This window comes from Mangrovimonas futianensis (genome assembly GCF_021245805.1).
GTDB classification, from domain to species: domain Bacteria; phylum Bacteroidota; class Bacteroidia; order Flavobacteriales; family Flavobacteriaceae; genus Mangrovimonas; species Mangrovimonas futianensis.
The window spans coordinates 500425-511306 of sequence record NZ_JAJJNF010000002.1 but is presented as its reverse complement, the minus strand read 5'-3'; the positions used below and the strand labels follow the sequence as shown (position 1 = coordinate 511306).

11 protein-coding genes are annotated in these 10882 nt (G+C 35.1%); all 11 read left to right on the top strand.

Annotated elements, in window-relative coordinates:
* The first annotated feature begins 2 nt into the window (after positions 1-2).
* The 11 genes from LOK78_RS05135 to LOK78_RS05085 are packed head-to-tail and all read left to right on the top strand — an operon-like array spanning position 3 to position 10881.
* Positions 3-260: a phosphopantetheine-binding protein gene (locus LOK78_RS05135; RefSeq protein WP_053970645.1), complete on the top strand. Its 258-nt coding sequence runs from the start codon at positions 3-5 to the stop codon at positions 258-260.
* 7 nt (positions 261-267) lie between these two features.
* Positions 268-1470 (top strand): beta-ketoacyl-[acyl-carrier-protein] synthase family protein, encoded by a 1203-nt coding sequence (locus tag LOK78_RS05130; protein WP_232634103.1) that lies wholly within the window; start codon positions 268-270, stop codon positions 1468-1470.
* Positions 1471-1472: 2 nt separating this feature from the next.
* Positions 1473-2534 carry a beta-ketoacyl synthase N-terminal-like domain-containing protein gene (locus LOK78_RS05125; protein ID WP_232634101.1) on the top strand — a complete coding sequence of 354 codons (1062 nt, stop codon included), beginning with the start codon at positions 1473-1475 and terminating at the stop codon, positions 2532-2534.
* Complete coding sequence (locus LOK78_RS05120) at positions 2528-3304, top strand: polysaccharide deacetylase family protein (RefSeq protein ID WP_232634099.1); 777 nt, start codon at positions 2528-2530, stop codon at positions 3302-3304. The genes LOK78_RS05125 and LOK78_RS05120 overlap by 7 nt, the downstream gene beginning before the upstream one ends.
* The gene (lolA2, locus tag LOK78_RS05115) at positions 3297-3914 is read left to right on the top strand and encodes a flexirubin biosynthesis/transport protein LolA2 (RefSeq protein WP_232634097.1); all 618 of its coding nucleotides are present in this window, start codon (positions 3297-3299) and stop codon (positions 3912-3914) included. The genes LOK78_RS05120 and lolA2 overlap by 8 nt, the downstream gene beginning before the upstream one ends.
* Positions 3895-4500, top strand: coding sequence for a flexirubin biosynthesis protein LolB2 (lolB2, locus tag LOK78_RS05110; RefSeq protein ID WP_502243832.1), 606 nt, complete (start codon positions 3895-3897; stop codon positions 4498-4500). The genes lolA2 and lolB2 overlap by 20 nt, the downstream gene beginning before the upstream one ends.
* Positions 4501-4505: 5 nt before the next feature.
* A complete protein-coding gene (locus LOK78_RS05105; protein ID WP_053970651.1) occupies positions 4506-5117 on the top strand; it encodes a porin family protein in 612 nt (203 codons plus the stop codon).
* 4 nt (positions 5118-5121) lie between these two features.
* The gene (locus tag LOK78_RS05100; protein ID WP_053970652.1) at positions 5122-5487 is read left to right on the top strand and encodes an ApeI family dehydratase; all 366 of its coding nucleotides are present in this window, start codon (positions 5122-5124) and stop codon (positions 5485-5487) included.
* A gap of 1 nt (position 5488) precedes the next feature.
* A complete protein-coding gene (locus LOK78_RS05095; RefSeq protein ID WP_053970653.1) occupies positions 5489-5983 on the top strand; it encodes a hypothetical protein in 495 nt (164 codons plus the stop codon).
* A gap of 19 nt (positions 5984-6002) precedes the next feature.
* A complete protein-coding gene (locus LOK78_RS05090; RefSeq protein ID WP_232634093.1) occupies positions 6003-7199 on the top strand; it encodes a DUF2062 domain-containing protein in 1197 nt (398 codons plus the stop codon).
* On the top strand, positions 7192-10881 hold the full coding sequence (locus tag LOK78_RS05085) for an MMPL family transporter (protein ID WP_232634086.1): 3690 nt from the start codon (positions 7192-7194) through the stop codon (positions 10879-10881). Before LOK78_RS05090 ends, LOK78_RS05085 begins: the two co-directional genes overlap by 8 nt.
* Position 10882: the final 1 nt, after the last annotated feature.

The following is a 10882-nucleotide window of genomic DNA, read 5'->3' as shown; positions in this document are numbered from 1 at the left end:
CTATGGACGCTTTAAAACAAGAATTGAAGGAGAACATTATTGAGCAGTTGAATTTAGAGGATATGTCTCCAGCAGATATCGCAGATGATGATATGCTTTTTGGCGATGGTTTAGGATTGGATTCCATAGACGCTTTGGAATTGATTGTCATGTTAGACAAAAATTATGGTATCAAATTAACTGATCCAAAAGAAGGACGTTCCATCTTTGAGTCCATTAATACCATGGCCACTTATATTTCAGAACACAGAACCAAGTAATTCATTTATGGGGAAAGGTGTTGCTATTACTGGGATGGGAATTATTTCTGCCATTGGAAACAATGTGGAAGAGAATTTTCAGTCCTTAATCGATAAAAAAAAGGGCATTGGAAGAGTCAAAAAAATCCAAACGAACCATGTCAATGACATTATGGTAGGAGAAATTGATTTCACCAATGATGATTTTATTGAACAATTGCAATTACCCGCAACTAATAATTATTCGAGAACCGCTTTACTAGGTGTCATAGCCGCGAAAGAGGCTATTAAAAATGCTGGGATTTCTGATATAACTCAGTACAAAACTGGTTTAATTTCAGCCACCAGTGTTGGTGGTATGGATATGACTGAAAGGTATTTTTATGAGTATTTAGAGAATCCTGAAGTCCAGAAATATATTGATGGTCATCATGCGGGAGATTCTACTCAAAAAATAGCAGAACAACTTGGTATAGATGGCAGTTTGGTTACTACTATTAGTACGGCGTGTTCTTCTGCTGCAAACGCCATAATGTTGGGTGCCCGTTTAATTAAAACAGGCCGTTTGGATCGCGTTGTGGTGGGCGGGTCTGATTGTTTATCAAAATTTACCATCAACGGATTCAAAACGTTGATGATTCTTTCAGACACCTACAATACACCTTTTGACGAAAATCGTAAAGGCTTGAATTTAGGGGAGGCTGCTGCGTTTTTGGTATTGGAATCTGACGAAGTTGTTCAAGCCGAAAACAAAACTGTCCTAGCTTATGTGAAGGGTTATGGGAATGCCAATGACGCATTTCACCAAACCGCTTCTTCAGACGATGGAGATGGTGCTACCCTAGCCATGGAACAAGCCCTTAAAATAGCGGGTCTACATCCTGAAGATATTGACTACATAAATGCACACGGGACAGCTACTGGCAACAATGACCTTTCAGAAGGAAGAGCCATACTAAGGGTTTTTGGAGATCGTGTACCCGATTTTAGTTCTACCAAAGCATATACCGGACATACCCTAGCTGCTGCTGGAGGAATTGAAGCAGTATATTCTGTTTTGGCATTACAAAATAATGTGATTTATCCCAATCTCAATTTTGAAACACCCATGAAGGAGTTTGACATTACTCCCGAATTGAGCATTAAACAAAAAGAAATCAAGACAGTACTTTCCAATTCTTTGGGATTTGGAGGGAATTGTTCTACCGTTATATTTTCAAAAGAACCATAATCATGAGGCAAGTATATGTAAATAGTGTTGGTTCTATTTCTACCCAAAAGACCTTTGACGGCAGTTTTTTGGAAGATGTTATTGATCATGAAGATCATGTAATCCATGCCTTGGATCCTGTTTATAAGGATTACATCCCACCGGCTGCCGCCAGAAGAATGGCTAAAGGTATCAAAATGGGAATTGTGGCTTCCAAAATAGCCCTTACCGAGGCTGGTATCCATAATGTGGATGCCATTATTACAGGAACAGGAATGGGATGTGTAAGAGATTCTGAGAAATTTGTTAGTGCTATTATTGACAATGACGAACAGTTTTTAACGCCCACACCATTCATTCAATCGACACACAATACCGTTGGCGGTCAAATAGCTTTAGAAATTCAATGTAAAGGTTACAACTTCACTTATGTACATGCTGCCATTTCATTTGAATCAGCTTTGTTAGATGCTTTGATGCAAATTCAAGAGGATGAAGCTAATCACATCCTTATAGGAGGAGTTGATGAATTAGGAGATCATACCGTAAAAATACATCAGATTATCAAGCATATCAAAGCTGAAAAAGTAAAATCTTCCCAACTTTTAGCCTCTAAAACACCGGGTGCTGTATTTGGTGAAGGTGCTAATTTTTTTGTGCTCTCCAGTGAAAAAGGTGAAACTTCGTATGCTGAAGTTCTCGACACTAAAACTTTTAATACCTTAGAAAAAGATCAGCTGCAATCAGAGTTAAATATCTTTCTAAAGGCAAACAACATAGAAGCCAATGACATTGATTTACTAGTTTTAGGAAACAATGGGGATGTTGATTTTGATGATTACTATAATGAACTTGCTCAAGATCTATTCACCCAAACACAACAAGTTTATTTCAAACATTTAAGTGGGGAGTTTAACACCGTATCTTCCTTTGGTTTTTGGCTAGCGTCAAACATTTTAAAACATCAGTCGGTTCCTGAAGTCATAAAATTAAATCATACTCAGACAGTTCAATTTGACAACGTCTTATTGTATAATCAGTATCGTGGGGAAAATCATAGTTTCACTTTACTTAAAAAATGCTAATATTTAAAACAGTTAATATCATCACTGTTTTATTACTTATAATATTACTTCTTGGTTATGTTTTAAATTGGAATCCATTGTGGTTAATCTTCCCAATAATTACCATTTGGCTTATTCTAACAGCATTGGGATCGGGTTTAATAGGCTGGAATTATCATTTTAAATCTGTCAATTCCAATCCAAATATTAAAAAACACCAAGTTGCTATTACATTTGATGATGGCCCAAACCCAGAATTTACGCCACAGGTGTTAGCCCTTTTAAAAAGCTTTCATGCAAAAGCCACTTTTTTTTGTATTGGAAAAAATATAGATCAGCATCCAGACCTTTTCAAGACAATAATTGAAGACGGTCACACGGTAGGAAATCACACCTACTCCCATTCCAATACCTTTGGTTTTTTTGGATTTACCAAGGTATTAACAGAACTTCAAGAGACCAATCAGTCTATTAAAAAACATGGAGGACTGCATTGCAAATTATACCGACCTGCATTTGGTGTAACTAACCCAAACATTAAAAAGGCTATAAAAGCATTGGGATTGACTTCCATAGGATGGAATCAACGCTCTTTTGATACTACCAATTTGAGTGATGTAACCATTCTGAAGCGAATAACCAAAGACCTTAAAAAAGGTGATATTATTTTACTTCATGACAGCAGCGCAAAAACCCTTCGTGTTTTGGAACAGTTATTGTTATTTTTACAACAACAAAATTTGGAATCTGTCACTATAGATTCCTTATGTCAATTGGAAGCTTATGCGTAACCTTTACTTTCTTTTCTTTTTCATGATGTTTTCGGTTTATGGCCAAACCAAAATGAGTAGCTCACAAGCTGAAGCATTAAGAAATTTGGTTAAAGAACAAGCTGAAACCACCAAAACAATAAAGAGTGATTTTATTCAATACAAACATTTAGATTTTTTATCAAATGATATAATTACAAAAGGAGAACTGCGCTTCAAGTCGCCAAATTTGGTGAAATGGGCCTATACTGAACCTTTTGAATACTCAGTCATTTTTAAGAATGAAACCTTATTTGTAGATGATGAAGGTAAAAAAAGCCAAGTTGATTTAGGGTCAAATAAAATGTTTAAACAATTAAATCAATTGATCATTAAAAGTGTCAAAGGAGATATGTTTGATGAACAAGAATTTAATATTGCTTATTATGCGTTGCCTCACGGTAGCGAAGTTCATTTCTCTCCCAAGGATTCCAAACTTCTAGAATACATTAGCAGTTTTCAAATAATTTTCAGTGACAAAGGAGATGTAGAACAAGTCAAAATGTTAGAGCCCTCTGGGGACTATACCAAAATAGAATTTAAACAAAGGACTCTTAATTCAAGATTGGATGATGCGATTTTTAATCCTTAGTTTATGCCTGCTCACATTAGCATGTGGTTCTTATCCAAAAAAAGCTGACCTTACACCAACCGATCTTCAGGTTAATACAGTTTCTAATTCCTACTTTTCAGATCTTACTAAAGACTATGTCTATAAAGCTCAAATTGAAGTTTACGGCAAATCTTTTGGTGGCTTATTTATTATAAAAAAAATAGGAGAAAACCATCACCGTGTAGCCTTCACAACAGAAATGGGAAACAAGTTATTTGACTTTTCATTTAACGGTGATAACTTCAAGGTGAATTACATCATGGATGATTTAAATAAGAAAATGTTTATAAACATCCTAAAAGAAGATTTTTCAGCTTTAATCAAAGAACAGCTGACTGTAACCGATTCCTATCAAAAAGGAAATTATACAGTTTATAAAACTCATATTTTAAACCAACCCTACTTTTATTTCATTCAAAACGAAGGATTGGAAAAAATTATAAAAACCAAAGGAGGAAAAGAAAAAACCTCCTTTCTGTTTCAAGAAATAAATGATAATATTGCAGACCAAATTACAATCAAGCATCAATCTATCAAACTGATTATTCAGTTAAAATCTATTTAAACCCTATGAAAAAAAACCTATTTATTTTAGCCCTTACTTTGGTGTCATTTACTTCCTTTTCCCAGGTCTCATTTCGACCAGGAGTAAGAATCGGGGCGAATTATTCAAGTATTTCAAACACAAGAACGGATTCCAAAATGGGATTGAATGCGGCCATTTTTGGAGCCCTGAAACTGACCGAATTCTATACCTTACAGCCTGAAATAGTATACAGCAACCAAGGTGCCGAAAGAAATTTTATAGGCGGTATCGAGGATAACTACGACATTCATTATGTATCTGTTGCAGTAGCAAATAAATTTTTCCCAGTTAAAGGATTAGGATTACATCTCATTGCTGGACCAAGTTTAGATTTTAACTTTGATGACAATTGGATTAATCTCATAAATGATGATAGTGATAGTGACATCACCCCATTTGATTTTTCCTTGTTTGCTGGTATAGGTTATGAATTCCCGTTTGGACTAGCAATTGAAGCTAGATACAAACAAGGATTTATTGATCTGGATTTTTGGGATGATAGCTATTATGATTCAAATGGATATTACCATAATGAAGAAAACAATCAACTTAATTCAGTCATTCAATTAGGGGTGGCTTATAAGTTCAACTTTTAAACTCATGCTAATCAAAGACTTTTATACCCTAAATGATTTGACCGTAGTTGAAAACTCAGCTAAGGCCCATATCACTATCAATAAAAACCATGAGGTGTTTAAGGGGCATTTCCCCGGAAATCCTGTGACTCCCGGTGTTTGTATGATGCAAATCATTAAAGAACTTACCGAACAAATTGTTGGTAAATCTCTTTTTATGGAATCTTCAAGTAATGTGAAGTTTATGGCCATCATCAATCCTGAAAAAACTCCAGATTTGGAATTAACCTTGGATATCGTTGAAGAAGACCAGCACTATAAGGTAAAAAACACGACGAAGTTTGGAGAAACTGTGGCATTAAAACTTAGCATGGGATTCAAAACCATTTAAAATGAAATTTCTATACCTTATCATAACTTTATTTGCCTTTACAAATCAATCTTTAGATTTGAAAGAGGTTAGAGATATGTATAGAGATGCTGCACACGACAAATCCAAGGTAGAAGCATTTTATGTTGCCTTGTCTCCCGTGAAAAAGGAAGATGCGGTTACACTGGTAGCCTACAAAGGAGCTTCCATAGCATTAAAAGCTAGAGGTGCTAAAACCATTAAGGAAAAAAAGGAAGGATTTGTAGAAGGAGCCACTCTCTTGGAATATGCCATACAAAAGGAGCCCAATGCTATCGAACCCCGTTTTATAAGATTAGGGATTCAAGAAAACACACCCAAATTATTGGGTTACAAAGAGGACATAGATAAAGACAAGTTGTTTTTATTGAAACAATATTCAAGTATTTCTTCCATCAACTTGAAAAATCACATTAAAGATTATATCTTACAATCAACTCTTTTTACTCCTGAAGAAAAAGATTTGGTGCGTAATTAAGAACTAAGATTTGTAGCGGGTGAATTCAAATCAAATCACAAAAAAAATAGATCAGTTAAAAGTTTGTGTTGTTATTCCAACTTATAATAACGAACGCACTTTAAAACGTGTTATAGATGGCGTTTTAAACTATACAGAGCAAATCATTATAATCAATGATGGATCTACAGATTCCACTCCATCGTTGTTATCGGACTACCCCAATCTTACGGTTATTCATTTTGAAAAAAACCAAGGTAAAGGGATGGCATTAAGAAAAGGTTTTGAAGTGGCTTTGGAACAGGGTTATGAATTTGCTATTACAATTGATTCTGACGGACAACATTTCCCAAGTGATATTCCCCTTTTCATTAATGAATTGGAACTTAGCAAGAATCGGGATTTATTATTAATTGGTGCCCGTAATATGAGACAAGAGGGGGTTCCCTCAAAAAGCAGTTTTGGAAACAATTTTTCTAACTTTTGGTTTTGGTTCGAGACTGGCATCAAACTAGAAGACACCCAATCTGGATACCGTATGTATCCACTGCACATCATTAAAAATCTAAAGTTTTTTACTACCAAATTTGAGTTTGAAATTGAAGTCATTGTTAAGTCGGCATGGAAAGACGTCGAAGTCAAAAACATTCCCATTCAAATACTTTATGATCATTCTGAAAGAGTATCGCACTTCCGTCCATTTAAAGACTTTACGAGAATTAGTATTCTGAATACCTGGCTGGTTTTTTTGACTTTATTTTTTATCAAACCTAGAAATATTTTTAGGAGTCTTAAAAAAAAAGGGGTTAAACGATTTTTTGTTGAAGATTTTTTAGGTAGTTATGATTCTCCCAGAAAAAAGGCATTATCCATTGCCCTAGGGGTGTTTATAGGGTTATCTCCATTTTGGGGATTCCATACCGTTATTGTTATTTTTCTAGCCATTTTTTTCAACTTAAACAAAGCTATCGCCTTTGCATTTTCAAATGTGAGTTTGCCTCCATTCATACCCTTTATTTTGTATGCCAGTTCCAAGGTGGGACAATGGGTTTTAAATGTTAATTACCCCTTCACTTTGGATGACCTTGTTAACAATTTTGAAATTGTCAAACATCTAGAAACTTATATCGTCGGAAGCTTTACATTAGCCGGTTTCTCTGCCCTAATTTTGGGTATTTTGGCCTATTTCTTCTTCACTGTTTTTGAAAAAAGGAAAATGGTTTTAAATAATGGCTAAAATCTTCTTCAATATATCCCAACAAATCAAAAAAAGAAAGACTCTTAGTTTCGTTGGGATGCTCTTCGCTATTTTAGGTTTGTTCTATGTGTCATTTAATATCCAATTTGAAGAAGACATTACTAAACTAATACCTGTCAATGACAAAAATGAAAATGCGGGAAAAATTTTCAAAACAGTCAATTTTGCTGATAAAATCATTGTCAATATTTCTAAATCGGAATCAGGAACCTTAAATGACCTATCCAAGTATGCCTCACAATTCTTAGACAGTTTATATGCAAAGGCTCCTTCATATGTAGCTTCTGTTCAAGGGAAAGTCGAAGACGAGGAAGTTTTAAATACCCTAAATTTTGTTTATGACAATCTTCCTTTATTCTTAGATGGACAAGATTATGAGACCATCAAACAAAAACTAAATCTTGACAGCATTGAACGTATAACTGAAGCTAACTACAAATCGTTGGTTTCTCCATCGGGATTCGTTACCAAAAAACAAATTGTAAAGGATCCTTTGGGACTTGGTTTAATAGGATTAAAAAAGCTCCAAAGTCTATCTTTTGGTGACAAAATTAGTCTTCACGATGGCTTTTTGGTAAGTGAGGATAAAAACCATATTTTACTTTTTATATCCCCCACTTTCCCTTCCAGTGAAACAGGTGAAAATGCCAAGTTTGCTGATCTTTTGTATCAAATAAACAAGCAACTAAATGCAGAATTTAAAGGAAAGGCAAGTTGCGAATATTTTGGAGGCGCCTTGGTAGCCGTCGAAAATGCCAAACAAATTAAACATGATATACAGTTTACGGTAGGTATTGCCATGACCGTTTTGCTGTTGATCTTGATCCTCTTTTACAAAAAGCTTTTGCTCCCTATCATACTTTTTGTTCCCACTCTTTTTGGCGGATTGCTCGCCATGACACTTCTGTTTTTTATTAGAGAAAAAATATCAGCCGTTTCCTTAGGAATAGGCTCTGTGCTTCTTGGAGTAACCCTGGATTATTCCTTACATGTGCTTACCCACATCAGAGCCAGCAACAACATGAAAGCCTTGTTTGAGGAAATCACCAAACCTATTTTAATGAGCAGCTTAACTACAGCACTGGCTTTTTTATGTTTGTTGTTTTTAGAATCCCAAGCATTACAGGATTTGGGGATATTTGCTGCCACTAGCGTTATTGGCGCTTCCTTCTTTGCTTTGGTTTTCATCCCACAAGCCTATAAAGATTCTATAAAACTAACTGATAGGAAAAGTTTAATTGACCGCTTTGCCGAAATTCCATTTCACAAGAAAAAGGTCATGTTTGTGATTTTAGGAGGACTCATACTTATAAGTCTATTTAGGTTCCATCATGTCTCTTTCAATAAAGATATTACCAAGTTAAATTATGAGCCCCCAAAGTTAAAGGAAGCTCAAAACCGCTTGGAACAGATCACAAATATTGGATCAAAATCAGTTTATGTAGCGGCATTTAACACAGAACTGCAAAAAGCACTGCAAACGAATGATTCCGTTTACTCAACGCTTAAAAAACTGGAATCCAACAAGGAAATCACTGATTTCAGTTCCATTGGAGGTTTAGTCAAGTCGATAAAAATCCAAGATGAACGCATTGCTGAATGGCAATCATTTTGGGATGAATCCACCAAAAATGAGTTGCAAAAGAATCTCATTTTAAGTGGAGAGAAGTTTGGCTTTAAGCCCAAAACACATCAGGATTTTTATAGTCTATTGGACAAGGAATTCAATTCACTTTCGGTAGAAAGTTACCAAGCCATCAATGCCATCCAAATTGAAGACTACGTGTCTACCAAAGACGGTTTTTCTACCGTCACATCTTTGGTGAAACTTGACTCAAATGAGGTCAAAAACATCCATGAAAAGTTTGATTCCAATCCACATATATTTTTGATTGATCGACAAGGCATGAATGAGACATTCTTAGGGAATTTGAAAAATGACTTTAACGATTTGGTTCTTTATTCCCTATTGGCTGTTTTGTTCATATTATTTGCCTTTTATAGAAGCTTTTCATTAACATTAGTTACCAGTATACCCATTGGTTTAACTTGGTTCTTCACCATTGGTTTAATGGGGCTCTTTGGGATTGAGTTTAATATTTTTAACATCATTATATCCACATTTATATTCGGATTGGGTATAGATTACAGCATTTTTATTACCAATGGCTTGTTGCACGAATACCGAACTGGAGAAGCGGTTTTACCGACCCACAAAACCTCAATCATCCTGTCGGTAATCACTACCATTCTTGGAGTTGGGGTGATGATTTTCGCCAAACATCCAGCACTATATACCATTTCCCTTGTGTCCATAATTGGCATTTTATCAGCCATGGTGAATGCGTTCACAGTGCAACCCTTGTTATTCCAACTTTTTATTGGAAGCAATAAAAAGCGACCCATCAGTTTTCGATACTTGGTTTTTGCCATTATTTCATTCTCATATTATGGTTTGGGAACTGTAATAATTCCGATAATTGGAACCTTATTTGTAAAAATACTGCCCATAAGCCGAAAAAAAAGCATGCCGTGGTTTCATAAATTGGCCTCCAACTTTATGACTTCGGTATTATACTCCAATCCTTTTGTCAAGAAAAAAGTTATTAATGAGGTAGGTGAAACATTTGAAAAACCCGCCATAATTATTTCAAACCACACGTCTTTCTTAGACACACTTGCCTTAGAAATGCTTTACCCAAAAATCATTTTTTTGGTAAACGATTGGGTATACAAGTCTCCCATTTTTGGATATGCCATGAAATTTACGGGTTACTACCCTGTAAGTGAAGGAATTGACAAAGGGATGGATCATTTAAAAGAAAAAATAGAACAAGGCTATTCCATAGTGGTTTTCCCTGAAGGCACCAGATCTTACACGCACAAGATGAAACGCTTTCACAAAGGCGCTTTTCATTTGGCAGAAGAGTTTCAATTGGATATCCTTCCAGTTCTAATCCATGGAAATTCTGAGGTAATCCCTAAAGGTAGTTTTGTCATCAGAGACGGCAGTATTACCTTAAAAGTATTGGAACGTATTTCACCTCAGGACCCTTCTTTTGGCACAACAACCCGAGAAAAAACGAAACAAATAAGCGCTCATTTTAAAAACGAATTTTTCAATTTCAGAAGAGAAATTGAAGACGGTCGTTATTTTCATCGCCTACTTTTGGAGGAATATCGTTATAAAGGTGATACACTTTACCAAACAGTAAAAAAAGATATTTTCAATAATAAAGATACGTACCACCAAATTCTTGATGAACTGACTGAATATACACAAGTTGCTCATTTATCTAAAGATTTTGGCGCTTTTGATTTCTTAATGGCTCTAGATAAACCAGAGAGGAAAATCAGTGTTTTCACTGAAAATTTAGACATAAGAACTATTTTAAAAAATAGTTTCTTAACCAACAGTCCTCATTACAATCTACATTTTAATGAAACAATTTCTTCAACAATCCATGATCAGATTGAAGTAGTCGTCATAGACGCTGCCTTTAATTTTGATATTTTCACTTTTAATTCCCTGCCAAAACTTAAAAAAGTTGTGCTGATTAAAGATGGTATATCCTTAAAAAACAAACTTTTGGAAAATTACCAACTAACCCCCACGATTGAAAACGAAAAACTTATTATCTTAAAGCTTCAAAAAAAATAAT

Bases quoted from the DNA above. Each gene is read 5' to 3' on its own strand.
- LOK78_RS05085 (WP_232634086.1), top strand. From the start codon at position 7,192: ATGGCTAAAATCTTCTTCAATATATCCCAACAAATCAAAAAAAGAAAG.
- LOK78_RS05125 (WP_232634101.1), top strand. From the start codon at position 1,473: ATGAGGCAAGTATATGTAAATAGTGTTGGTTCTATTTCTACCCAAAAG.
- LOK78_RS05130 (WP_232634103.1), top strand. From the start codon at position 268: ATGGGGAAAGGTGTTGCTATTACTGGGATGGGAATTATTTCTGCCATT.
- lolA2 (WP_232634097.1), top strand. From the start codon at position 3,297: ATGCGTAACCTTTACTTTCTTTTCTTTTTCATGATGTTTTCGGTTTAT.
- lolB2 (WP_502243832.1), top strand. From the start codon at position 3,895: ATGCGATTTTTAATCCTTAGTTTATGCCTGCTCACATTAGCATGTGGT.
- LOK78_RS05095 (WP_053970653.1), top strand. From the start codon at position 5,489: ATGAAATTTCTATACCTTATCATAACTTTATTTGCCTTTACAAATCAA.
- LOK78_RS05120 (WP_232634099.1), top strand. From the start codon at position 2,528: ATGCTAATATTTAAAACAGTTAATATCATCACTGTTTTATTACTTATA.
- LOK78_RS05105 (WP_053970651.1), top strand. From the start codon at position 4,506: ATGAAAAAAAACCTATTTATTTTAGCCCTTACTTTGGTGTCATTTACT.
- LOK78_RS05135 (WP_053970645.1), top strand. From the start codon at position 3: ATGGACGCTTTAAAACAAGAATTGAAGGAGAACATTATTGAGCAGTTG.
- LOK78_RS05100 (WP_053970652.1), top strand. From the start codon at position 5,122: ATGCTAATCAAAGACTTTTATACCCTAAATGATTTGACCGTAGTTGAA.